23 protein-coding genes are annotated in these 25,224 nt (G+C 54.5%); 18 read left to right on the top strand and 5 right to left on the bottom strand.

What is annotated here, in order from left to right; all coding sequences use genetic code 11:
• From VMT71_17530 to citF, 16 genes are all read left to right on the top strand, one after another.
• On the top strand, positions 1-320 hold a 320-nt coding region (locus tag VMT71_17530), incomplete at its 5' end, for a TRAP transporter large permease subunit (GenBank protein HVN25772.1).
• 184 nt (positions 321-504) lie between these two features.
• On the top strand, positions 505-1,761 hold the full coding sequence (locus VMT71_17535; GenBank protein HVN25773.1) for an aconitase family protein: 1,257 nt from the start codon (positions 505-507) through the stop codon (positions 1,759-1,761).
• A gap of 12 nt (positions 1,762-1,773) precedes the next feature.
• The gene (locus tag VMT71_17540; GenBank protein HVN25774.1) at positions 1,774-2,304 is read left to right on the top strand and encodes a 3-isopropylmalate dehydratase; all 531 of its coding nucleotides are present in this window, start codon (positions 1,774-1,776) and stop codon (positions 2,302-2,304) included.
• 9 nt (positions 2,305-2,313) lie between these two features.
• The gene (locus VMT71_17545; GenBank protein HVN25775.1) at positions 2,314-3,432 is read left to right on the top strand and encodes a Xaa-Pro peptidase family protein; all 1,119 of its coding nucleotides are present in this window, start codon (positions 2,314-2,316) and stop codon (positions 3,430-3,432) included.
• Between the two features lie 198 nt (positions 3,433-3,630).
• Positions 3,631-4,770, top strand: a complete 1,140-nt coding sequence (locus VMT71_17550; protein ID HVN25776.1) for a M24 family metallopeptidase — start codon at positions 3,631-3,633, stop codon at positions 4,768-4,770.
• A gap of 157 nt (positions 4,771-4,927) precedes the next feature.
• Positions 4,928-6,589, top strand: coding sequence for an FAD-binding protein (locus VMT71_17555; protein ID HVN25777.1), 1,662 nt, complete (start codon positions 4,928-4,930; stop codon positions 6,587-6,589).
• Position 6,590: 1 nt separating this feature from the next.
• A complete protein-coding gene (locus tag VMT71_17560; protein ID HVN25778.1) occupies positions 6,591-6,941 on the top strand; it encodes a 2Fe-2S iron-sulfur cluster-binding protein in 351 nt (116 codons plus the stop codon).
• Between the two features lie 274 nt (positions 6,942-7,215).
• A complete protein-coding gene (locus VMT71_17565; protein ID HVN25779.1) occupies positions 7,216-8,475 on the top strand; it encodes a 3-isopropylmalate dehydratase large subunit in 1,260 nt (419 codons plus the stop codon).
• Positions 8,476-8,967 (top strand): 3-isopropylmalate dehydratase, encoded by a 492-nt coding sequence (locus VMT71_17570; protein HVN25780.1) that lies wholly within the window; start codon positions 8,476-8,478, stop codon positions 8,965-8,967.
• Between the two features lie 564 nt (positions 8,968-9,531).
• On the top strand, positions 9,532-10,206 hold the full coding sequence (locus VMT71_17575; GenBank protein ID HVN25781.1) for an SH3 domain-containing protein: 675 nt from the start codon (positions 9,532-9,534) through the stop codon (positions 10,204-10,206).
• Positions 10,207-10,446: 240 nt separating this feature from the next.
• A complete protein-coding gene (locus VMT71_17580; protein ID HVN25782.1) occupies positions 10,447-11,379 on the top strand; it encodes a D-2-hydroxyacid dehydrogenase in 933 nt (310 codons plus the stop codon).
• Between the two features lie 34 nt (positions 11,380-11,413).
• Entirely contained in the window at positions 11,414-11,725 is a 312-nt protein-coding gene (locus VMT71_17585) for a hypothetical protein (protein ID HVN25783.1), read from the top strand.
• Between the two features lie 38 nt (positions 11,726-11,763).
• The gene (locus VMT71_17590) at positions 11,764-13,032 is read left to right on the top strand and encodes an SLC13 family permease (protein HVN25784.1); all 1,269 of its coding nucleotides are present in this window, start codon (positions 11,764-11,766) and stop codon (positions 13,030-13,032) included.
• A gap of 43 nt (positions 13,033-13,075) precedes the next feature.
• Complete coding sequence (locus tag VMT71_17595) at positions 13,076-13,933, top strand: TIM barrel protein (protein HVN25785.1); 858 nt, start codon at positions 13,076-13,078, stop codon at positions 13,931-13,933.
• Between the two features lie 30 nt (positions 13,934-13,963).
• Positions 13,964-15,136 (top strand): aminotransferase class V-fold PLP-dependent enzyme, encoded by a 1,173-nt coding sequence (locus VMT71_17600; GenBank protein ID HVN25786.1) that lies wholly within the window; start codon positions 13,964-13,966, stop codon positions 15,134-15,136.
• Between the two features lie 8 nt (positions 15,137-15,144).
• Positions 15,145-16,680, top strand: a complete 1,536-nt coding sequence (citF, locus tag VMT71_17605; protein ID HVN25787.1) for a citrate lyase subunit alpha — start codon at positions 15,145-15,147, stop codon at positions 16,678-16,680.
• 68 nt (positions 16,681-16,748) lie between these two features.
• On the opposite strand, the gene VMT71_17610 is transcribed toward citF, so the two are convergent.
• From VMT71_17610 to VMT71_17630, 5 genes are all read right to left on the bottom strand, one after another.
• Entirely contained in the window at positions 16,749-18,215 is a 1,467-nt protein-coding gene (locus tag VMT71_17610; protein HVN25788.1) for an Nramp family divalent metal transporter, read from the bottom strand.
• Positions 18,216-18,702: 487 nt separating this feature from the next.
• A complete protein-coding gene (locus VMT71_17615) occupies positions 18,703-19,596 on the bottom strand; it encodes a CoA ester lyase (protein ID HVN25789.1) in 894 nt (297 codons plus the stop codon).
• A 245-nt stretch (positions 19,597-19,841) separates the two neighbouring features.
• A complete protein-coding gene (locus VMT71_17620; protein HVN25790.1) occupies positions 19,842-20,738 on the bottom strand; it encodes a CoA-binding protein in 897 nt (298 codons plus the stop codon).
• 162 nt (positions 20,739-20,900) lie between these two features.
• The gene (locus tag VMT71_17625; GenBank protein ID HVN25791.1) at positions 20,901-21,185 is read right to left on the bottom strand and encodes a hypothetical protein; all 285 of its coding nucleotides are present in this window, start codon (positions 21,183-21,185) and stop codon (positions 20,901-20,903) included.
• A 14-nt stretch (positions 21,186-21,199) separates the two neighbouring features.
• Positions 21,200-22,441: an ATP-grasp domain-containing protein gene (locus tag VMT71_17630; GenBank protein ID HVN25792.1), complete on the bottom strand. Its 1,242-nt coding sequence runs from the start codon at positions 22,439-22,441 to the stop codon at positions 21,200-21,202.
• A gap of 356 nt (positions 22,442-22,797) precedes the next feature.
• Here VMT71_17630 and VMT71_17635 point away from each other — a divergent pair, with 356 nt between their 5' ends.
• Positions 22,798-24,678, top strand: coding sequence for an L-lactate permease (locus VMT71_17635; protein ID HVN25793.1), 1,881 nt, complete (start codon positions 22,798-22,800; stop codon positions 24,676-24,678).
• 90 nt (positions 24,679-24,768) lie between these two features.
• Positions 24,769-25,224: lactate racemase domain-containing protein (locus VMT71_17640; GenBank protein HVN25794.1), on the top strand; the 456-nt coding region annotated here is incomplete at its 3' end.

Below are 25,224 nucleotides of genomic sequence, written 5' to 3' on the forward strand. Positions count from 1 at the left end.
TCATGAACATCTCCATTTTCATCATGGGAATGTTTTTGACGCCTGCAACGAAAATTCTGATCGTGGTGCCAATCGTCTATCCCATTCTGCAGAAGCTGGGAATCAGCGGCATCCACTTCGGGATCCTGATGACGATCAATATGGAGCTTGCGTTTCTCATGCCGCCCATCGGCATGCATCTTTATGTCATGAGTGCGGTCTGCAAGGAGCCGCTCAACGAGGTGGTCAAAGGCGTGCTGCCTTTCTTCCTCCTGCTCCTCGTAGGCATGTTTGTCATTACCTATATTCCGTGGATAAGTTTGGTGTTTCTGAAACACTAGTTAGGAACGGTGAACCGTAAGCAGTGAGCAGTAAGCAGCTAAGAGCAAGGGGACAGAGAAAGCAGAAGCCGAGTACTTACGAGAAAGGACAAGACAAGGAAAGCCAACGAGTAGCAAGCAGTCAGAAGATGTTGTGTCACTGCTCACTGCTTACTGCTCATTATTCACTAAATAGGAGACGAATATGGGATACACAGCAGTTGAAAAGATTCTGATGAAGCATTCTGTGAAGCCTGTGGACACGGTAACACCCGGCGAGATCCTGACCTGCCGGATCGATTACGCAGGTATGCACGAAGGCTTCGACGCAAAGAAGTACGAACAGTTCACGTCACTGGGCGAGTTGACCGGCGTCTTCGATCCGTCGAAGATCGGCATGTTCATGGGGCACCATTTCTGCACAGGTCATAGCGACGAGCTGGCGGAAGACCAGAAGAAGACGAGAGACTGGGCGGAGAAGCTGGGAATAAAGGTATTCAACTTCGGGACCGGCATCGCGCACGTCATCATCATGGAACAGGGCTACGCTTTTCCCGGAGCGCTCTGTGTCTTCGGCGATTCACATACACCCGCGTACGGCGCGGTCGGCGCCATCTCCGCGCAGTCCGGTATCGAGATGTCGCAGGTCTTTTTGACGGGCACGCTCTGGTTCAAGGTGCCTGACACGCACAAGTACATCATTACCGGTCAGACCAAAAAGGGCGTCTATCCCAGGGACGTGATCCAGTACATTGTGCGCGAGGTCGGCATGGACGCTTCTGTCTACAAGTGCATCGAATGGGACGGCTCCTATATTCACTCGCTGCCAGTACCGTTGCGGTTCCCGTTCACGCTCATGTCGACAGAACTGGGCGCCAAGTGCAGTTTTATAGAACCTGACGAGATTCTGCTTGAATGGTTGAAGGGCAGGGTGAAGCATTCCTATGAGATCGTCAAGGGCGATCCGGATGCGCGCTTTGAAAAAACCTACAACTTCGATGTTTCAAGCCTTGAGCCTCAGGTTTGCGCGCCATCATCTCCGGAGAATACAAAGCCATTATCCGAAGAACTCGGCGTAAAGATCGATCAGGTCTGCATCGGCACGTGCACCGGCGGCAGCATCTATGATTTCCGTGAAGCAGCAAAGATAATGAAAGGCCACCAGGTGAAAGCACGCACATTGATCATTCCTGGCACCGACGAAGTTATGAAGCAGTGCGCTGCAGAAGGACTTCTCCAGACTTTTGTGGATAGCGGCTGCAGCCTTTTTCCTGCCTACTGCGGAACGTGCCAGACTCTGAGTATCGGCCACCTTGCTCCGGGCGAGGTGCAGATGCACCCGGGACCGCGCAATTGGCCCGGCCGGACTGCAGAAGGCTCCTTTTCTTACCTGGCATCACCCGCAACCTGCGCGGCAACAGCGGTCGAAGGCAAGATCGCAGACCCGCGGAATTATCTGTAGGAGGAATCGATCATGGCTACGACAAATGCGAAAAAACAATGGATCGTAAAGGGTACGGTGTGGAAAGTCGGCAACAATGTAAATACCGAGAGCATAACGCCGAGCCATTGGCTGCACACGGGTGAGAAACCCATGCTCGATCACCTGGGCGAGCTTCTCATACCAGATTTCCCCAAGAAGATGCACAAAGGGGACATCTGGGCAGGAGGATCGAATCTCGGCTGCTCATCCTCGAGAAATGCGCCTCTCTTCCTGAAGAAGAAGGGCATCGGCGTGATCATCTGTCACAGCGCCTCACGTATCTTCTACCGGAACTCGCTGAACTCGGGTCTTCCTATCTTTGAGATCGGCGACGAGATTAACAAGATCCACATGGGTGACACCGTGAAGGTCGATATAAAGACAGGACGCATCGACAATGTCACCACCGGTGAAACTATTCAGGCCAAGCCCTTCCCGGATTTCATCATGGGTATACTGGAGGCTGGCGGTATCAATCCTTACATTGTCAAACATAAGAGCGAGTATGCGCTGCTCAAGTGAGGTGACGCGATGGCTGAGATGAATAATCGGCTGACCAGGAGCTTGGAGTTAATCAACAAGAAGGGACTGAATGGATTGATTGTCTATTCGGGTGGTACCTGCAGCATCCTGGCACCCAGTTACCTCCACTATTTTTGCGGGTGTCGGCCCATGGGAGCGAGAAACGCGGCTGTGGTGACGAAGACCGGCAAACCGGTACTCCTCATGGAACCCTCGTGGGATGCCGAGAGGGTGCGGATGAAGAGTTGGATCAAGGATGTGCGGGGAAGTGCGGATTTCACACGCGACCTGGTGCGCCTGTTGCGCAGGCTTGGGCTCGCGGGTCCTGTGGGTGTTGCCGGCTCAGCGGAGATGACCGAGGAAGTCTACACAGCCGCTTCTTCCGTGGTTGAGCTGCAGCCGGCCGATTTTATCATCGAGGAAATGTCTCGAGAGAAGAGCGACGAAGAGCTCGAAATCGTCTACGATACTGCACGTATAGCGGACATCGGTTTTGAAACATTTGTCGAATGTGCGAGACCCGGGGTGCGGGAATACGAGCTTGTTGCTGAGATGGAATTCGTGATGCGCGCCGCAGGGGCAGACGATATTTTTATCCTCCTCAGTTCTGGCCCTCACAACGAGGAAATGCACGAGCCGACCGACAGAAGACTCAGAGCAGGCGATATTATCATCGGCGAGATCACGCCTGTGCGGGAAGGACAGTTCATGCAGCTTTGCAGGACGGTAGTCCTGGGCGAGCCCGCACCGGTAGTAAGGGAGAAGTATGACATGCTCCTCCATGCTTTCAGAGAATCACTCGCGGCGATCAAGCCGGGAGTCGAAGCCTCCGCCATGTCGAAGGCGATGAATAAGGTAATCAGCGACGCAGGGTACGCAAAGTATTGCTACCCGCCCTTTATGCGGGCACGTGGCCACGGCTTCGGGGTAGGATCGCTCAGGCCGGGAGGCGCGGTGGACGACGAGACGAGAGTCACGTTTGAGCGGCAGCAGGTGGTAGTGGTCCACCCAAATCAATATTTGCCCGAGACCGGATATCTAGCGTGCGGCGAGACGTTCCTCGTTACGGACAAAGGCGCGGAAAAGCTCTCGAAGACTGTAACAAAACTGCATGTGAAAGAGGTGTGACGATGGAAACAATCAGGGGGCTCGCGTCGCCTCCACCCACTTCGTGGGTACCCGGCGGCAAAGCCGCCGGAGCCTCCCTCCACCCTCCAGCCGCTTTGCGGCTGCGGGTACCCGGTCGCCGTGCGAGCTAAAGATGTGGCGACGTCGCTTAGGCCGGTGCGCTGAGCCGGTCGGAATCTATGTGAAAGAGGTGCAGTGATGGAAACAATGCAACCCGCGCTGAAGAACGGCCGGAATGTCTGGGACCGCGTCAATATGCCCGAACGGGAATTTCAAGAACGCCTTGAGCGGGTCAAAGGGCAGATGAAAAAAAGTGCCATCGATCTGCTCCTGCTTTACGGCAGAGGTTTAACGGAGTATGCAGACCCCTGTTATCTGAGTAACTTCATAATAAGGTTACCACGCGGGACCATCGCGCTGGTCCCCCTCGAAGGACCCTTGGTACTTTTCTTTGAGGGTGCTGCAAGAGGATTACCCTCGCTGCTCGCGACCACCTGTGTTAAAGAATTGAAGCCAGCGGGTAACGTGGCCAAAGACTGCGCAAAGTACCTCAAAGAGAAGGGCCTTGTCCCGTGCACTATCGGGCTTGGCAGGTTTGCAGAACAGATGCCCTATCAGGAATTCAGGGCGTTGAAGGAAGCCTTGGCCGGCTCCACCATAGTCGACGCTTCGGCTCTGCTGCCGAGCCTGCGCGCTATAAAATCGGCAAAGGAAGCCGATGAGATCAGGCGGGCGGGCCGCATCGTAAAGAAATGTTTTGAGCAGATAGGATCACTCTGTTCGATGGGTATGAGTGAGCAGTTCCTTGAAGCGATGCTCCGCAAGCAGGCTCGATTTGAGGGCGCAGAAGACGTTCGCATACAGATGGCTTTGGCAAATGAAAAAGGAAATCTCCGGCCGCCGGAGAATAGGGTTCTGGAGCCGGGAGGTGTCTTTACGCTCTACATAGCCGTGGCGTTTGAACGCTACTGGGCCGAAGGCATAAAAACGTTTGCAGTCGGAGAGAGTTCGCTATCAGAGCTTGCCAGCGATGTGCGGGATGCATATGCGCAGGCGCTGAATGAGATAAAAGCAGGAATGAAGATTGCGGATGTGTGCAGAGCGTTAACTGAAAGCGCGCAGCGGTCCGGCTTTGAAATGTTGGCCGACTACGCTCTCGGAAACGGTATAGGCCTCAGTCTTAACGAACAGCCGGTGGTACGCGCGAAGAGTGCACAAAAACTGAAGGAAGGAATGTGCCTTGCGTTCCGGCTCCCTGTGCGCGACAGAACCTTCGGCAAGGTGATGTTCGGTAGCACGCTGATCGTCGGAAAAGACGGAGTGGAAGCAGTAACATGAAGCAAATTCTAATATCGAATATCTAATGTCTAAGTAATTCCAAATGACCAAATTCCGTAAACAGAAACAGGAGAAAGCTTTTGGATATTAGAGATTGGATATTGTTTAGAATTTAGATATTACGATTTTGATATTGCTCTGGGCATAGGAGGCACACGTGGCTGTTCCAGACTGGAAACCGTCAACTGGAAACCGTCAACCCTATTCGTGTGATGTTCTGGTTATCGGCGGCGGCGGCGCCGGTGCGCTGGCTGCGCTTGAAGCCTCGAAGGATGAGCACCTGAACGTCATGCTCGTTTCAAAAGGGCCCATCGGCATGAGCGGCCTCACACCGACGGCGAATGGCGGCACTGCCGGAGCAGGCCCTGAAGAAGACCTCTTCAAACTGATGATTAACACCGGCCGGTTTCTCAACCACCAGGGTGCCGCGTGGCTTACAACGCACGAAATCAAGAACGCCTGTCGCAGGCTGCAGGAACTGGATATCGAAGTAATACCGCTTCGAGCCAGATCAGTCTGTGTGCAGAGCACACCCGCCCTCAAGAAACTGAGGGAGCACATTACGCACAAATCGAATATTAACCTGAGGGAGACGGTACTGGTAACAAGCCTTCTTACTTCAGGCGGAGCTGTAACCGGGGCAACGCTTCTCGACCTGGCGACAGGAGAGTTCTCCAGCGTCGAGGCGAAAGCAGTGGTGCTCGCGACAGGAGGGGGCTCCGGTGAACTCTACCCGCATACAAGTAATAATCCTTTTGGTATCGCCACTGATGCCTCGGGGACCGGGCACATTATGGCTCTCAGGGCAGGGGCGGAACTGGTGGACATGGAGATGATACAGTTCGTTCTTCTTCCTTTCAGCCCCCGCAGTCGCTATCTGCGTTACTTCCCTGAATTCTGGAACGGTCCGTACAGGAACCGTCTGGGTGAGATAATCGAAGATGATGTCTCAAAGTATCCCGCGGCATCCTATTCGGAGGAATTGATTCGGAAGTTCTATTTTGAGATCGAGAAAGGTCGTGGGCCGATCTTCGTTGACCAGAGGGGATTACCGGAAATAGACTCGAAACTTCTTATCAAGAATTGGACGCAACGTCGCAGGTTGATCAAAACGCTCGACATTGACCCGCGCGACCATAAGGTGGAACTCCTCATAGGCTCTCATTTTATAATGGGTGGCGTCAGAATAAATGAGAAGACCGAGACTACTCTTCCGGGCCTTTTTGCTGCAGGAGAGGTCATGGGGTCCGTGCACGGCGCGTGCCGTCTTTCAGGCTACAGCTTCTCGCAGATGATTGTTTTCGGATTCGAGGCAGGCCTGCGTGCAGCAGAATACGCCCGGAAAGCGCACCACGCGGGAGAGCTGTCCCTGGAGTTTATCCAGCGGGAAGAAGAATTGGCGCGCCGCTTCCTGGAGCCCAAGACGGATCCGGCTTCTGTAGGTCAGCTCAAGAGACGGCTCCAGCAGGTGATGGAGCGCGATGTCTTTATTGTCCGTCATGAGGATGGTCTCCAGCATGCGCTTCAGGAGATCGATCAGATCGAAGCTGATATTCCACGTATTCAGGTCCCTGCTTTCAAGAGACATAATCTCGAGTGGATGAGGGCTATTGAATTCCCTTACGTGGTTGAGACAGCACGGATCGTTGCACTATCGGCGCTGGCGCGGGAGGAGAGCCGCGGCTTTCACTACCGTTCCGATTTTCCCAGGGAAGATAATGGCTCGTGGCTGCGTCACACACAAGTAAAGCTTAAGGACGGAAGACTCGATATGGATTCTTTCCCGGTTGCACTCGATTATCTGAGGCCGGAGGCGTGATATGCATGAGATGATCACCGCCCGAGTCTTCAGGTTCGACCCCGACTCTGACAGCCAGCCCCGTTACCAGGAGTACCTCGTATCCGCCGAAGAAGAAACATCCGTCCTTACCCTCTTGAATAAGATCCAGCTGGAACTTGATCCCACGCTCAGTTTCAGAAGCTTTTGCTGCGGGCTGCAGATGTGCGGCTCGTGCCTGATGCGCATAGACGGCAAAAGAAGATTCGCATGCATCACGCTGGTGAAGCCGGGCGCGACGATCACGGTTGACCCGCTCACATTTCCCGAGGGGCACATCAAAGACCTCGTGTGTGAAGTAGCCGGCAAAGAGACGGAGGAAGAAAGGGCATAAATGTGTACGTATCTGCCGGAACACTGTTTCCTTCGCTGCTCCGCTCCGGGCGGTTGACCCACGTACGGCTCGGCTGCACTCAACCCGGCCGCCCACCCAAAGGGTGCCCGTTCGTCCGGGTTGTCCTACGGAACGTACTGCCTCGCCGAGTGGGTGCCCAATCCGTCCTTGAAGTCGCGACTCAGGAAAAGTCTTTCCGGCAGATAACGGAAATGTTGGGAGCGAGGCTGCTTTATACAAACTAAGAGAAAGACTGAGGGAGGACACAGTGGGAATGACGATTGCTGAAAAAATCCTGGCCAGAGCATCAGGCCGCGCAAAAGTCGAGCCGGGCAATTACGTGACAGCCAAGATCGACAGGGCCATGATGCCGGACGCGTTCCGGTTGATACGTACTGTGCTTAAACAGGCGGGCATTCCGGAAGAAGAGTTCAAGCTGTGGGACCCTGAACGCGTCATTATTGTCACGGACCACAGAGTACCGGCATTTGATATCACGAGCGCGCGAGCCGCAAAGATGGCGAGAGAACTCGCTCGAAAGTTAGGGGTGAAACATTTTTACGACATCTTTGCCGGCGTGTGTCATCAGATTATGGTGGAGAAGGGGCACGTGCTTCCCGGACAGCTGATTGTGGGCGCGGACTCGCATACCACGACCTATGGCGCGCTGAATGCAGCCTCGACCGGTATCGGTGCTTCCGAAATGGCGTATGTTCTAGGCACAGGAGAACTCTGGTTTATGGTACCTGAGACAATTAAATTCGATATCCAGGGACAGTTGCCTCCCATGGTCACATCAAAAGACGTGATCCTTTTTATCGCCGGGAAATACTCAACCGAAGTAGCCCAGTACAAGGCTATCGAATGGACAGGAACCGCCGTGGATAACATGAGCATCGACGCGCGGCTAACCATGGGCAACATGTCGGTGGAACTGGGAGCGAAGTTCGGTATTTTCAAGGCCGATGAGAAGACAGTCGCCTATTTGAAAGCGCGCACGGACAAGCCGATTGAACCTGTCGATCCTGACCCGGATGCAGTGTATGTGCAGACCCATATCATAGACGCATCAAAGCTTGAGCCTCAGGTAGCCCTGCCTCACAACGTGGGTAACGTCAAAGGCGTTTCCGAGGCGGGCGATGTTCCCATCGATCAGGCGGTGATTGCCTCCTGCTGCCACGGCCGCATTGAAGATCTGGAGATTGCGGCGCGGATTGTCAAAGGAAAGAAGATACCAAAGAGCGTGCGCTTCTTCGTGGCGCCCGCATCATGGGATCAATACAAGGAAGCCCTGGATAAGGGCATCATTGCCACACTCGTCGACGCAGGAGTGCTGGTCGGCAATCCCTCGTGCGGTTTGTGCACAGGCTACCAGGGGGTGTTGGCCGAGGGTGAATCGTGTGTGGCTGCGACGCCGAGAAACTTCAAGGGAAGAATGGGAAGTCCTGATGCGAAAATTTTTCTTGCATCGGCTGCAACCGTTGCCGCATCGGCTTTAAAGGGCAGGATCGTTGATCCGAGAGAGGTGAACTAGATGATCATAAAAGGCAGAGCGAGAAGGTTCGGTGACAACATCGATACGGATACGATTACACCAGGATCGCTCTTATACCTGGACACTGAAGAGCTGGCAACGCACGCCTTCGAGCCGATTGCTCCTGACTTCGCGAAAAGCGTGCGGGAAGGTGACATCATAGTCGGCGGAAACAACTTCGGCTGCGGTTCCTCCAGGGAACAGGCGACTGCCGTGGTCAAACAGCTGGGCATCCGTTATGTCGTGGCTGAATCAATGGCCCGCATCTACATGAGGAACTGTGTAGCCCTTGGTCTGTATCCCGTGATCTCGAAGGGGGCGAGTGTACTCTTTGAAGAAGGTGACGAGATCGAGATCGATTTTGACAAGGGTGAGGTGCGTAATCCGAAGAGCGGCAAGAAGGCTGCTTTTGAGCCACTCTCGGGTGGCTCGCTTGAAATCGTTAATGCGGGCGGCATCCTCGCAACGCTGAAGGAGAGAATGGGCAAGTAGAAGTCTTTACGGGTTCCGGGTTGCGAGTTTGGAAAGCAAGGGAACAGAAAACCGGTCCTGATGCGATACGCTCGGTCGTTTAATGTGAATGCGCGAACGCATATCGTTGGTACCACTGGCTTGCCGTGGGACTCTATTTGTAAAACCCTGTTTGCACAGGGCTGCCCCCTTTCGCCATACCTTGAGCGCCTTGCTGTCTAGATGAATACAACGTGACGCGAGGCATTTTAGCAGACGAATGTTGTCGCTTAAGAAGACTTGTTGACAAAACATTCCAGCGACTTACAATAGAGTAAGGCAAGCCGCACGTTGGATCCGCTTGACTCTGTCAGTGGGGCTCGCGTCGCCCCCTCCAGTGGCAAAGCTCGACCCGCACGCGGGGTGCCCCGGCCTTTCCCTCTTGCTCGCCGTGCTCGCTAGATAGATGCCTTGCGGGCGGCGCCGAGCAGCGAAGGACCACGCTTTCAAGCGTGGGTGAGTGCATGGACTGTTTGCGCGAACGCGTATCGTTAGTACCATGGGCTTGCCCGTGGGAATCCAGCTGTACCAGAGAAAGGAGGGAATATGCGGAATCTAGTGTACTGGTGCATCTTTTTCGCATGTGTCACTATCCTCATTGGTTGTGCTTCGTCTCCAAAGAAGACGACTCTTCAGCTGAGCCCGGAACCCGGAACATCCTCCCTATCGCAGCAGGAGCTGGATTACGCATATAATACCGCCGTATCTACAGGGTTGGATATGGGCTACAGGGTGGTCTCCTCCTCTGTTGAACAAAGGGCGGTAACCTTGAACAGGTTCAGGAGTGCGGATTCCGTGTTTGAAACCATGGAAGTCAGCATTGAGAGCAAAGGCGATACGGCAACGGTAAATATTACCTATAAGGGGCCGAAGCCTGTTGAAGAGGAAACGGTTAAGGAATTCACCGATCGTTTCATGACGAAACTGAAGGCAAAGCCTGCGGTGCAGGCTGGAGGAGTCGCGGCTCCGGAGTCGCCCCAGGCCCGGGGTAAAACAGAGAAGAAACCTTCAGGTGTTGAAACCGGGAAAGGAACGCACCTTATCCTTTTGAAGAATGGCAACATCAGGATGGAGCCGAGTACAAACGCCAAAATCATTACTACGTTAAAGAAAGGCCAGGTCATCAATAAGCTCAATGGATCAGGCGATTGGTATGAAATAGAGCTTCCGAGAGGCGGTAAAGGCTGGATCGCAAAGAGTCTGGTCAAGGAAGTAGAATAATGCTGTGCACCTGTCGCACGCGCATCAGGCAGGGGTGAACGAGCGCTCGCGTTCTTTTGCGCCGGATGGCCTGATGCAGCCAACACCGGTTGTCTCTGCAACCATTTCTTCTAGAAATGAGAATTGTTTTGCTATAGAATTAGGCCCACATTACTGTGCCGGCTCAGCGTGCAATTGCATTGTAAGGACGAGGCTGGAAGCAAAGACTGTCACAAAAAGCTCAACGAAGGAGAACTTGAGATGAATGTGCTGGTGCTTGACAAATTGGCGATCGGGTATAAAGAGGCGATACTTGCAAAGTTCCCGGCCCTTGTGGTGCATGCGGCTGTCAAAGAAGAAGATGTTGGGGGATTTATTGAGAAGGCGGATGTTTTGATGTGCGCCAGGATCTCGGATGCTCTGATGCAGAAGGCGTCAAATCTCAAGTGGATTCAGGCGGTGACTACCGGAACTGACTACATTACACGTCTGCCTTCACTCAAGAAAGATGTCATGATTACCACTACCCGCGGCATCCATGCACCGCAGGTGTCTGAAATGGTGATTCTCCTTATGCTTGCGCTCAACAGGAATCTTTCGGAAGTGGTAAGGAATCAGGATAAGGCGCTCTGGGTGAGCTGGCCGTCGAAACTCCTCTGGAAGAAAAAGGCAGGAGTCCTGGGAATCGGTGTGATTGGCGAGGAGGTGGCTCGCAGGTGTAAGGTGTTTGGCATGGAAGTCTTTGGTATGGATATCGTGAAGAGAGACATAGAATGGGTAGACCATTTTTACGGGCCTCAAGATATCGTAGAAGTGGCTGCACAGGTCGACTTCCTGATCCTGGTTGCCCCGCACACGCCTGAAACCGGCAACATTGTGGGTGCTAAAGTTCTTGCCGCCATGAAGCCCACTGCCTTTGTCATCAACCTGGCCCGGGGAGAACTGATTGATGACGATGCACTGATACGTGCCCTGAGAGAAGGCAAGATTGCAGGCGCGGGCCTCGATGTCTACCGTCAGGAACCGCTGCCCTCAGACCATCCGTTCTGGGGCATGAAGAATGTGATGGTAATTCCTCATATGGGCGGTCCAAGCGACGTCTATGTGGAGCAGGCAATGGCAGTGATCGGAGAAAATTTGAAACGGTATCTCAGCGGTGAGCGGAAGAACCTGATAAATATGATCGAACGCTAAGAGAAACCAGGATTCTTTCTGCAGGAGGAAGGGCATGAAGCGGAGATGGCTCTCGCTTCTTACAGGCGTGTTTCTGTTCGGGTGCGGATGGAATATAGGAACTCCGGCGATCGAGGCACAGACGTACCCCAACCGGCCAATTCAGCTCGTGATACCGGGCGCTGCGGGCCTTATGCAGGACATCCCGGGCAGAGTTCTTTCGGAAGAGATAGGTAAGCTCATCAAGCAGCAGATCGTGGTGGTCAACAAACCGGGAGCCTCAATATTATCCTATTTCACATTTGAAAAGACCGGGAGCACTGCTGATACGGGGATTACTAACAACGGTCTCAGGCGGGGCTCGTAGGAAGCGGTACACAACAAAAAGCGATAGGGGGTAGGATAATGGGTTTAAGTGTTCCGGTCATTTCGTTGATAGCATTGTGCATTGCAATTATCCTGAGTGTCACCACATCGCTTAATATAGGCACCCTTGCCATCGGCCTTTCACTGATTGCCGGCTATTATCTCGGCGGGGTCAAAATCGCAGATATTGTAAAAGGATATCCTACCAGCCTCTTTATCATGCTCGCCGGCGTTACCTATCTCTTCGCGATAGCGCAGGTCAACGGCACGCTGGAGAAGATTTCGAAATATGCGATCAAGGCTGTCAGAGGAAACGTGGCGTTACTACCGATCGTTCTCTTTTTCCTTGCTTTCGGGCTCTCCGCGATGGGGCCCGGTCAGATCACGATCTCGGCGCTCCTGGCTGCTCCGGCCATGTTGCTTGCTGAAGAGGTCGGCATATCGCCGCTGCTCATGGCCCTTGTGGTCGGTAACGGCGCGCAGGCAGGAGCCATGTCGCCCATCGCGCCTCCCGGTATTATCTCGGCATCCCTCCTTTCAAAAATGGGCATTACCGGTGTGGGTGGTATCCTGTGGCTCAACATGCTGATTGCCCACGTGGTCGTCTCGATTCTGGCGTACTTCATGTTTGGCGGTTTCAAATTGCTGCGGATGAAAGACGCGGCGCAGCGTGATACGTTGAAGAACCTCAAGGTCGAGCCATTCACACGGGCGCAGCTGTTTACGATTGCAGGCATCGGCGTGCTTATTATCGGCACGGTCTTCTTCAAGCTCGATATCGGGTTCGGCGCCTTCATGATTGGGTTCATCCTTGCGTTACTAAAAGCAGTCGACGAAGGCCAGGCGATCAAAGCGATGCCATGGGGTACTATCATGATGGTAACAGGCGTGACGGTGCTCGTGCAGCTCATGAGCAGCGTCGGGGGCATGGATCTCTTCGCCCGCCTGATGGGAAAGGTGTCAACGGCCTACACCGTTACGGCTGTGGGCGGCTTCATGTCCGGACTTATCTCAGCCTATGCGAGTACGACCGGTGTGATATTGCCTGCATTCCTTCCCCTGGCGCCCAAGCTTCTTGCCCAGGTGGGCGGCTCTGACTTGATGGCGCTCATATCTTCTATCATTGTCTGCGGGTTTGTGGTTGATCTGAGCCCGCTCTCAACGACCGGCGCGGTTTTCATTGCAAACGCAGGGCCCAAGGCGGATAAGCCGAAACTCTTCCGTAACATGCTCATCTGGGGTCTATCGATGTCGGTGGTCGGCGCAATTGTCTGCTGGCTCGCATTCACGGTTTTGGGACTTCCTTAACGGAGCTCTCGCATAGTTCGATGTTAAACGGAGGTATGCTGCTATGATAAACGTAAGCGTTACATTGGCTCTCCTGCTCTTCGTGGGCCTGACTGTATTATCCACAACGTCGCACGCTGCAGCCGGATCGCGTCCGTTTCTGATCTCGGCAATCCACTTCGACGCGGAATTGAAGGCAGGAAAAATGTCGGTTCTCGATCTCGCACCACTGGCGGTCAAGTATGGAGCGCAGGGTGTCGAGTACAGGGATATTTACTGGAAAGAGAAGGGCAGAGAACTCTTTGCGGTGCGGGATCAGGTGAAGCGCCTGGGTCTTGTCGTCACTTACACCACGACCGTCACGCTTTTCAGCAATGACCGCGAGAAGCAGAAACAACTGCTCACCGATATCGAGGACACGAAAGCGCTCGGCGCACCCTTGCTTCGCGTCAACCTCGGGATCCGACCAACTACCGAGCAGGATGCAGCCGGCCAGCGCGACGCCGCGAGGAAAGCCATCGAACATGCAGCGAGCCTGGGCGTGCTTCTTGCCCTCGAGAACAATTCGGCGCCGCCCGGAGAGAAGCTTTACGACATCAAGGCTACGCTTGAGGAGTATAGATCGGGAACGCTGGGAACCAATATTGATTTCGCAAACTACGCGACGACCAGCCAGGATCCTGTCGAAGCGATTCGGGCGCTTGCACCTTATATTATCTACGCCCATGCAAAAGATGCGAAAAAAAGTGAAGGGACCTGGAAGACCACATACCTGGGCGGAGGCGCGCTGCCACTCAGGCAAATTCTTGCTGCGCTGGATGCTACCGGTCGCAGTTTCCTTCTCTGCCTCGAGTTCCCCGGGAGCGGGGATCCCGAGGGGGGACTCGCAAAAAGCAAGGAGTTTCTTGCAAGCAGTAAATGAGAACTGAGTTGTTACAAGAGAGGTGTAGATATGACCTTCAAGTCCGGACGCCATTTTCTGCAGATACCGGGACCCACCAACGTTCCTGACCGTGTGCTTCGCTCTCTGTCACAACCCGTCATTGACCACAGGGGGCCGGAATTCAGCCGCCTGTCCCTTGAAGTTCTGGATGGGCTCAAGAAAATTTTTAAGACATCCGGCGCTGTTGTCGTCTATCCTTCATCGGGGACGGGAGCATGGGAAGCCTCCCTTGCGAACACGCTGTCACCGGGCGACAAGGTGCTCATGTTCGAGACAGGACACTTTGCCACATTGTGGCGTAACGTCGCACAAAGGCTCGGGCTCGATGTCGATTTCGTACCGGGCGACTGGCGACATGGGGTCGATCCAAAGATAGTGGCAACGAAGTTGGAGGCAGACAGCGAACATGCGATCAAGGCCGTCGGTGTGGTGCACAACGAGACTTCCACCGGTGTGACCAGCCGGGTCGCAGACGTACGGCGCGCAATGGATCGAGCCGGCCATCCTGCACTGCTTCTTGTCGATACAATCTCGTCACTTGCTTCGATCGATTATTGTCATGAGGAGTGGGGTGTCGACGTAACGATCGGCTGCTCGCAAAAAGGACTCATGCTGCCCCCGGGACTCGGTCTGAATGCGATCAGTGCCAAAGCCCTCGCGGCATCAAAGAAGGCACGCCTTGCCAGGTCATACTGGGACTGGGAGCCAATGCTCAGTGACAACAAGAACGGCTTCTTCCCGTACACGCCGGCCACAAACCTGCTCTACGGTCTGCGCGAAGCGCTGCAGATGCTCTTTGAAGAAGGATTGGAACAGGTGTTTGCCCGACATAAACGTCATGCGGAGGCGACACGGCGTGCCGTGAACGCGTGGAACCTGGAGTTGCTGGCACTCGACCCCCAAGAGTGCAGCCCCTCGCTGACAGCGGTGCTCATGCCTGATGGGCGCGGTGCCGACACACTTCGAGCCTTGATCCTGGAGCGATTCGACATGTCGCTCGGTACGGGCTTGGGCAAACTCAAGGACAAAATCTTTCGCATTGGACACCTGGGTGCATTCAATGACCTGATGCTCGCGGGCACGCTATGCGGCGTGGAAATGGGTCTCGCAATGTCGCGCGTGCCTTCATCGAAGGGAGGCGTGGCTGCGGCGCTCGACTACCTATCGAGTACCGCGCACTAACAAACACCGTGCATAATCTGATCGGACGGGAGATACCTGATTATATCGACGGCTACGGCAAGACTGTTCCGTTCAGTGGAGTCTTTGCTGCGCGTCCGCAAATGCGCAGGTACGCACCGCCTGTCAAGGCCGTGCGACCCGGCGAGAGTAAGCTCGTAAAGAATCTGGAAGAAGTTTTCACGCGCATTCCGGTCAGGGATGGCATGACCCTTTCATTCCATCATCACTTCCGCAACGGCGACGAAGTGGTCAATGATGTGCTTGCGACCGCGGCCAGGCTGGGGATAAAGGGGTTGAATGTTGCTTTGAGTGCAATCTTTCCAGTGCACGCGCCGATTGTCGATCACCTGAGGACAGGTGTGGTGCGATCTCTGGACACGAACTACGTGTCCGGACCGGTAGCCCGTGCTGTTTCAGGAGGATTATGTGCCAGTCCTGTTGTCCTTCGCACTCACGGGGGACGCGCCCGTGCCATTGAATGCGGACAGCTCAAGATCGATGTGGCATTCATTGCAGCCCCTGCGGCCGACGATTACGGCAACGTGAACGGTACAAGCGGTCCTGCTGCGTGCGGCTCGCTGGGATATGCTTTTCCTGATACGGAGTATGCTGACACCGTGGTGGCAGTTACCGGACATCTCGTAGAGTATCCCCTTGCACCTATTTCCATTTCGCAGGCCAGGGTCGATTATGTGGTCGTGGCCGACAGGGCCGGAGACCCTAAGGGGATCGTCTCCGGTACCACGAGGATCACGGAGGACCCGGTACAGCTGCGGATCGCCGAGACTGCGGCAAAAGTCATCCAGGCAGCGGGCATGATTGAGGACGGGTTTTCTTTTCAGACGGGTGCCGGAGGCGCATCGCTGGCTGCGGCCTATTTTGTGGGTCGGATGATGGAGCAGACAAGCGTAACCGGCAGTTTCATCCTGGGCGGTATCACAGGCCACATGGTGGAAATGCTGGATCGGGGACTTTTCAGAAAAATTTTTGACGTGCAAGGATTCGACCTTGAGGCAGTAAGGTCGCTCGCCACTAATCCCAACCACGTTGAGATAGGTTCCGGTTTCTACGCCAATCCTTTCAACGCTGGCTGTGCTGTCAACAGGTTGGACTGCGTGATCCTGGGCGCCACCGAAATCGATACCGACTTCAATGTCAATGTGGTAACCGGATCGGATGGCATCATCATGGGCGGCTCGGGCGGCCACAGCGACACGGCAGCCGGGGCAAAGCTGACTATCATTGTTGCAAACCTGGTGCGCGGAGAGTGGCCGATCATCAGGGATAGAGTGATGACTGTCACCACACCAGGCGAGACGGTCGATGTGCTGGTGACTGATCAGGGTGTAGCTGTTAACCCGCGGCGCGCAGGTCTCCTGCGGGTGTTGAGGGCGGCTGGCTTGCCGTTGTGCGATATCGACGAGCTCAAGATGCGTGCTGAACGCCTCGCGGGAGGGTCAAGAGTTGCTATCCCGGGAAACAAGATAGTTGCGATCGTGGAATATCGCGACGGCACCCTGATCGATGTAGTCTGGCAAGGATAGAAGAGCCGGCCCGAACGGCTGAATCCGCTCGGGCCGGTACTCTCAGCATTCAAAGCACGTCCACCGGTTTACTTGATCTTGACACCAAGGAACTGTGTTAAGACGAAGATCATGAAGAATACGCCAAAGAAAAGAGTGCTCACAATCATAATAACCTCACGCCAGACCTGCGGACGAAATTCCTTGGCCAGAAACTTACGGTTGACTCTGACCGTCAGAATGGCCGAGAGAGCCATGGTGAAATTGGCCACATTCGCGCTGATAGCCAGAATGATGATCGGCAGGGTAATGTTCACATAGATCGTACCCCATACTATCACGGCGATCAACATGCCATAGTAGACTTTGCGGATGTCGTTCTTGGCCCACTTGCGCACCCGCGGGGACCCATACCAGAGCATGTCGGTACATTGCCGCGGCACCAGATCTATATTGCTCATGGCGCTGGAGAAGAGAATCCAGAATCCCATCGCAGCGATCATGTAGAGGCCCAGGATCCCAAACCGCTGTGCCGCGGAGACCGCGATGCCCCAGCTCGCGAGAGTCGTCCCGCGTGGAACCTGACACACATAAAGGATGCCGGGTAAGGCCATCCCGAGCAAACCTCCCACCCAGAATATGGCCCACTGGTCGAAGTTGAGAAGCTTCCACCATCCCCTGAAGTGTGTGACGTTCTCCTTGGTTGGGGCTGGCATGTTCCCGGAGGGCGAAACGTGGATTTCCTTGCCACCGAAGGCGCTGGCGATGTAGCCGATCTTTCCCGCCATGCCGTAGCCTTTGTCGCGATACCAGTTGGTGAGGCAGTTATTACCGAAGCCCCCGTAAGCCGAGTAGCCGACCAGCGCGCCGAACAAGAGGATGTCGACTCCCGGAGGAATCACTCCGAAGCTGACATAACCGACCAGGGCCTCACCCCAGGTGCTGGCAGGCGCTAAGAAGGCGTCCAGCACAATGAGACCGGCGATGATGCTCCCGCACATTGCCCAGTGGACATACTCCAGGGTTTTTAATACCTTACCCCCGACGGCTAATAGTACGCCGAGTCCGATAAAGATGAAATACGCCCAGAAGATGACGACGGGCTTATCCGCCAGAGCGGGGATCTTGCCTAATTGCATAGCGGCCACTGCCGTGGCGCAGGCAAGTGCCCAGCCAGGCATGGCACGTTCGATGAATCCCGCAACTGTAAAAAGCCAGCCCCAAAAGTTTTTACCCGGGGCCAGTCGCATGAACCCGATTGTGATCGGCTCGCCCGTCACCAGCGTGTAGCGGGTCATCTCGAGGTTCAAGAAAGTCTGGAGCGTGGTTGAAACGGTCGTGATCCACAGGAGTACGAGACCGTACTTGACAAAAAGTGCCGGACCAATAAGCCATTCGCCGCCGCCGATCGAACCGCCCAACGCGATGACGGCTGGGCCCATCATCTTGAAGGTCTGCTTCATCGTCATCTTTCCCCATTGTGATTCGGGCATGTCGCTTATTGGAAATGCAGGCCCCTTGCCGCCAGGATAAGTTTGCTGACTGCTTTCCGCCATAATTACCTCCCCCTTCTTTTTTTGTCACTCATAAAGTAGTCCATAGGTGCCGCTTTGATGTGAGCTTTTCAATGGTGTGTTGAGATTAACGAAGACCTGAAGAAGCGAAGAAATGGTTGTGATTAATAGAAGTGTAGCATGATGCTTGGCGAACACGGAGGGACCGATCAGCCATCGACCGCCGAGGCCGATTACGGCCATCCACAGAACTACAAAGAGTTTTCTTACTGACTCCCTCTTTTCTTGTCCACACATCGTACCCTTCTCTTTCCCCCGAAAGATTTCCTGGAACGATGCAGTCACTTAACCGGTACAACGATTATTTATCGAGCCCCTCAAGCAGAGCCCGGTGAACATGAACAAGCCTTATACTTTTTTTCCTCCTTTCCGAAGGGCCTTTGCCGTCGGAGTCCCTTCTTGTTGAGATCACTCTTAGACCCACACCCTATGGCTGCTTGGAGCGTGGGTCTAAGTATTGTTCGGATCTTTAGCCCTTGCGTTTCTTGTCGAAAGCAGCGATCTCTTCCATGGTCCTAAGAATTGTTTTGGCATTGTCGTACACAGGCGTGTCTACCATCTTTCCTTTGTACGACACCGCTGCGGCACCTTTTGCAATGCCTTCTTTCTCGAATACTTCAACGACGCCCTTGGCCCACTCTACATCCTCAGGTGAAGGCGAATAGATCCTGTTGGACGGCTCGATCTGATTCGGATGGATCAGCATTCTTCCTTCGTATCCCATCTGTCGCCCTTCCCGGGTGCTCTTCTCGAACGCCTCGACGTCCTGAAACGCAACAAAAGGACAATCGATGGCGATGCAGCCGGCGGCGCGTGCAGCGACGGCAACGTGGCTCCTCGCATAGAACTGTTCCACACCCTCGCTCGTCAGCTTCACACGCATATCTTTGGTGTAGTCTACTGCGCCGAAGATCAGGGAGTTCATCCGCTTGCTCGCGATGGCAGAAGGGTAGGCATTGATAACCCCTTTTGCAGTTTCGCAGAGAATCTGAATGGCGACGCTGCCCACCGGCATTCCGCGTCTGCGCTCCAGTTCGTCGAGTTTCCAGTCCAGCCGCTTCACATCGTCAGGGTGGCCGCACTTGGCCAGGCATATGCCTGAAAGACCCGGATAGACTACCGCTTCGAGGTCGTCATTGGTCATGAGAGTCTCCCAGTTGTTGACGCGGACGTAAACCGCTGATCCGCCCGAACCGGCGAGTTTCAGGTTCTCACGTGAAAGCTCTCTGGCCTTTGCTTTCTCAGCCGGTGGTACAGAGTCTTCCAGGTCGAGGGTAATGATGTCGGCCGGCAGGCTTGCTGATTTCTGAATAAAGCTTTCATTGTTTCCCGGAACATAAAACACTGATCTCATTACTGGCATGTTGTACCTCCTTGTTAAGTATTGTCAACATGAAAAAAATAAGATGGAAGAGGGAAGATCGCTCCGCTAGGAAGATCGCTCACTGCGTTCGCTAGGAAGCACTCAAAGCCAGAAAATCCTGCGCTGTTTTGGTGCACGTGTCTATCTTCCCTCTCCCATTTGTCCTTCTCTTCCATCTTCCGAGTCGCACAATTGTGCGACGGTCTTCCCCCCTTCGGGGACTTCGTCTCTTCCATCTGCGCTTTTTATCCGCCTATCAGGCTTTTAACCGTTGGCGCGATCTGATCCGGCCGGTCCACTACGTGAACGCCTGCTTCTCTGAGAGATTCGATCTTGCTTTTCGCCGACCCGCGTCCCCGTTCAATGATGCTGCTTGCGTGGGAGAATCGCATGCCTTCAGGCGCCCATGCTCCAGCGACAAAAATCACGAGGGGCTTGGTGAATGTCTTGGCCCGTACGCAGTCAGCTGCCTCCTCTTCGTGGGGACCGCCTATCTCCCCGAAAACAGCCACAGCCTTCGTATCAGGGTCTTTCTGGAAGAGGGGTAATATCTCCGCCATGGAAGTGCCTGTCACCGGCTCGGTTCCCACATGGACCACGGTCGTCATCCCGAGCCCTGCCAGCTTCAGGGCCCACGGCACAGTGGCTGACTGGCCGCCGCTTCTGGAAATCACACCGACATTACCCGGCACAAAAACCCTTCTCGCGAATTCGGGCGTGCCGCCCAGCCAGCCGGCAGCGGCGATCCCCGGGCTGATAATACCGATAGATCCCGGGCCCAGAAGCTGCACACCATTCTTCTTCGTGTAGGCTACCATTTCGAGAATATCGTACAGCGGAACACGCTCCACGGGGCTGACGATAAACTTGATGCCTGAGTCAACTGCTTCATACACGGCATCTTTAAGTCCAGGTCCGGGAACGAACGTCACACTCGCATCCACAGGCCCTTTCTCTTTCACCGCTTCGGCAACCGTGTTGAAGACGGGAATGCCCGAGACTTCTTCTCCGCCCCTGCCCGGCGTGACGCCGGCCACAACCTTTGTGCCATAGCCCTTCATGAAGGCCGCCCGTGCAGAGCCCTCTCTTCCCGTAATGCCCTGAACCAGGATCGTTGTATCTTTTGTCAGCAGAATCGCCATATCATCACCTCTTTAGAAACAAATCCTAAATCCTAATATCGAAATCCTGAACAACTTCAAATGTTCAAATCTCAAAACAGCGTCAGCCACACGCGTCTGCTTCGACGATTTGGTCATTCGATCTTGTTTAGAACTTAGGATTTCGAATTTGGAATTTGCCATTTATGCTACTCCATGTTTTTTCCTGTACTCATCCAGACCTGGAATCGGCGCTTCAATAGTAATGGCACTGTTGCCCCTGAACCAGCACTCGTACTCGCAGGCAAGACACTCTGTTCCGCGCTGTTTGCCGAATTCCGCGTCTCCTCCAAGGACAGGCTTCCCATCTTTCAGCACCAGGATGCCGCGAGCAAATTTCTTGCACGCGTCTACACACGCGTGCGTCTTGCATCCGAGGCATTTCTCATCGTCTATGATAACCTTGATGGTCCGCTCTTCAAACTGCATACTCTAATCCTCCTTTATCCCCGTTCCCTGCGGTATTCCTCGATCAAGGCTCTAGCTCTTTTGGCAAGGAATTCTGTCTCGTACACTTTATCGCCTCCGTAGATCTCAATCCTGCCCGGCAGATCCTTGGTGCCTTCATGAAGTATCTTCAGGGACTCCTCTTCAGTGTTGCCGCAGAGGAGGAGCACGCACGGGAATCCAGGCCTTTTGGGAAGCTCCTCGCGCAGAGCCTTCACGATGCCATGTGCGTGGTGCCACTGCTCTTGATTAGCATACATGAAACCACCGAGAAAATAGGCCTCGATCCCCGGCTGGGAGAAGATGACTCTTGCGGCCCGGTAGACTTTCGCGGCGGTCGGATTGCCGCTCGTATCCGCATAGTTGGCAATCTTCAGGCCTTCCCTATTCAGGGCATCTACTCCGAGGATGGCTCCGCCGCCCCCGAGACCGTGGTAACCCACAAGATGGTCTCCCTTTGTTTGGGTCATTTGCGCGATGTAACAGGTTCCCCTGAGATCACCTTCCTCGATCCACCAGGCTATCTTGTCAAGCTCTGTAGGAGGCGTTGGTGCCTCACGCGCCACCTCGATGCCGAATTCCGGATGCCTGAAGACCGAGGAGTCATCGATGGCGATCCGGCAATCGCCGGCGATAACCTTACCGTCCTTTGTCAGGACAAGGGGGTTGATTTCAGCGATACGGCAATTGTAGTTCTTGAAGGTTTGATAGAGACCCATGATCGCCTGTCCGATTGCGGGAAGCACCTTTGTCGGCACCTTGAGCTGCACCGCCAGATTGAGTGCGTCGTAGAGGCGGAAGCCGCGAAGTACGTCCACGTTCACCTGAGCGATTTTTTCCTGCGGCACTGCTTCGATATCCATTCCGCCTTCGGTGCTGAACATGATCACCGGGCATCGGGCTTTCATGGATGGGTCTATGATCACACCCACATAATATTCTTTGTCGATCTCCAGTTTCTCTTCGACCAGGACCTTTTCAACCTTCAGTCCCTTGATCTCAGCGCCCAGAAGGGCTCCAGCCACGGATTGCGCATCGGACGGTTTTTCAGCGAACTTAATGCCGCCTGCCTTGCCCCTTCCTCCGGCCCAGATCTGTACCTTCACCGCTACCGGTTTCCCTATCTTTTCTGCAATTCTGGCAGCTTCTTCAGGGGTGGTCGCAATCTCGCCTTTCGGGACCGCAACCTTTGCCTCCTTAAGTATTTGCTTTCCCTGGTATTCATACAATCGGGCCATGCATACCTCCTTGATGCTACTCTCCCCCACAGCCTTCTCTGCTGAAGGGAGTATTCATCTTCTTGTCTCTGCTTCTAAAGGCATTCCCGCCGGAGAATTAGACTTCCACGGCGGAATTCTGATCTTCTGAATGCACTGACTATTGTAACGATTATTTCAGACTTGTCAATGAATTTTGTCTTTACGAAGCGACGAGACCGGATGGGGCATCATCCGAAAGTATATGCCTACAGATTTTGATTGACAGGTTCTATCAGTTAAGGAAGAATAGACAAATGGAACGGAGGTGACGCGGACATATATTTCCAGGATGAATCGACGGCGGTCTCACGCCTACCAGATAAGGAGGAGCAGAAATGAGAAAGATCACGATGGTCTTATCAGGGTCAGCCTTCGCTTTGTGCTCTCTGCGGGTCAACAGTGTATGTGCCGCAGACATGTACCGCCAGAACTACAATCCCACAGGTAACGTACCACTTTCTACCCTCATCGCAGCAATTCCGATCCTGGCGTTATTGTATTTCATTGCACTGCACCCTCACCGCGACAAACAGGGGCATCGCCACCTTGGTATCAGCGCCCCCTATGCGGCATTCTACGGCGTGCTGGCCGCGTTCCTTGTCTCCTGCCTGATCTTCGGCATGCCCTTCTCTTCAGCGTTTTCCGCGTTTGCGTACGGCTCGCTTTCGGGTTTCCTGGGAATCATATGGATTGTGCTCGCAGCCATGTTCCTCTACACCATGACCGTCATTACCGGCAAGTTCGAGATCGTTAAAGAATCAATTATCCACATCTCGTTTGACCGACGTCTGCAGGTGCTCTTGATCGCTTTCTCGTTCGGTGCGATCATTGAAGGCACCTCGGGCTTTGGTACCCCGGTTGCGATTGCAGGCGCGATCATGGTGGGTCTGGGCTTTTCTCCCTTTCAGGCTGCGGTGCTCAACCTGCTCGCCAACACAGCGCCGGTCGCCTACGGCGCTATCGGAACCCCTATCGTGACGCTCGCCGCAGTCAGCGGGCTCGATCAACTCACGCTGTCCCAGATGGCCGGACGGCAGCTTCCTTTTGTCTCTGTGATTGTACCCTTCTGGCTCGTCGTTGCTTTCGTGAAGATGGAGGGAGGTAAATTCAGAGACGCATGGGAAGTGTGGCCGGCCACACTGGTAACAGGCCTCTCTTTTGCGATAGGACAATTTCTCGCTTCACAAACAAACGCATTGCACCTGATGACCGATGTAATCTCAGGTGTCTTTTCCGTGATTTGCACGGCGCTTTTTCTCCGCTTCGTCTGGCACCCGAAGTCGCGCTTTCTGCTCAAGTCAGAGCGCTCTGCAGCCGGCGGGGCCGTAGAGGTGCCGCTCAAGATGGAAGAGTGGAAGTATCCGTACAGCGTTGGACAGACCGCGTACGCGTGGGTACCATGGGCCATCCTTATCTGCTGCTGCGCACTCTGGGGCATGCCGGCCTGGAAGGCGTACCTGAATACTCTTCTTGTCGGCGTTAAAATCAAAACCACCTTGCTCGGCTCAGCCTTTGGCGGAACTCTTTCTTTGCCGACGTGGGACATGCCGGCCCTGCACAACCTGGTGCAGCGCATGCCGCCTATCGCAGCGATGAACGCCAAGCCAGAAGGTGCAAGATTTGCCATCAACTGGCTCTCTGCCGCGGGCACCGGTGTCTTTGTTGCGGCTCTTCTGACGGGACTTGTTCTGAAGCTGAGTGGCGCCCAGTGGCGGGAAGCGATCGGCCGGACCGCGCGGCGCATGAAAACACCGGTTCTGGTCATCGGCCAGGTGCTTGGCCTCGGCTTCCTGACCCGATATTCGGGTACTGACGCGGTCCTCGGCTTGGCGTTTACCGGAGCGGGTGTCCTCTATCCTTTCTTCTCCGCATACCTGGGATGGCTTGGTGTCTTCCTGACCGGATCCGACACTGCTTCCAATGCGCTCTTCGGAAGCCTGCAACGGATCACGGCGCAGCAACTGCATCTGAACGAGGTGCTCATTGTAGCAACTAACTCGACAGGGGGTGTTATGGGGAAAATGATCGATGCGCAGTCAATCATGGTCGCCTGCGCTGCGTGCTATGATGACCCGCATGAGCGTTCACACGCGCTGGGACCGATTTTCCGTAAGGTCTTCTGGCATTCTATCGCCCTCGCAGGTGTGATAGGTATAATCGTCATGCTCCAGGCGTATGTCTTCCAGGGCATGATCCCGGTTCCACCGCCGAAATAAAGGCGAGCTGAAGGATAAAGGAGCAAGGATCGAGGCTAAAGGATAAGGGCGAAGAATTAAGGCTCAAGGCCCAGGGCTCAGGGATAAAGGATGAAGGTAACACTAAAGTATTCCACGGAAGGTCTGCCGGTAGAGATTGAAGAAACGCCGGGTTTTGTGGGTGTGCTGGAGCCCTCTGAGCCTGAGCCGGTGAGAGAGCCTTTACGGGCAATCGCTGACACCATTGCCCGACCCGTAGAGTCAGCACCGCTCAGCGCAATCGCGAAGGGGAGGAAAAACGCCTGCGTGGTGATCAGCGACATCACGCGACCGGCGCCCAATGGCCTGATCCTTCCTCCTATCCTCCAGACTATTGAGGCTGCCGGTATCCCACGTTCCGCTGTCACTATCCTGATTGCCACAGGTATACATAGGCCCTCGACCGAGGAGGAGCGCGCTCGACTGGTAGGGCAGGAGATCGTGAGCGCTTACCGAATCGTTGATCACCTATCCAAGAGAAAAGAAGACATGGTGGAGGTGGGTACAATTGCGGGCGCCGTCCCAGCG

The organism is Syntrophorhabdales bacterium, assembly GCA_035541455.1.
Lineage (GTDB): Bacteria > Desulfobacterota > Syntrophorhabdia > Syntrophorhabdales > WCHB1-27 > JADGQN01.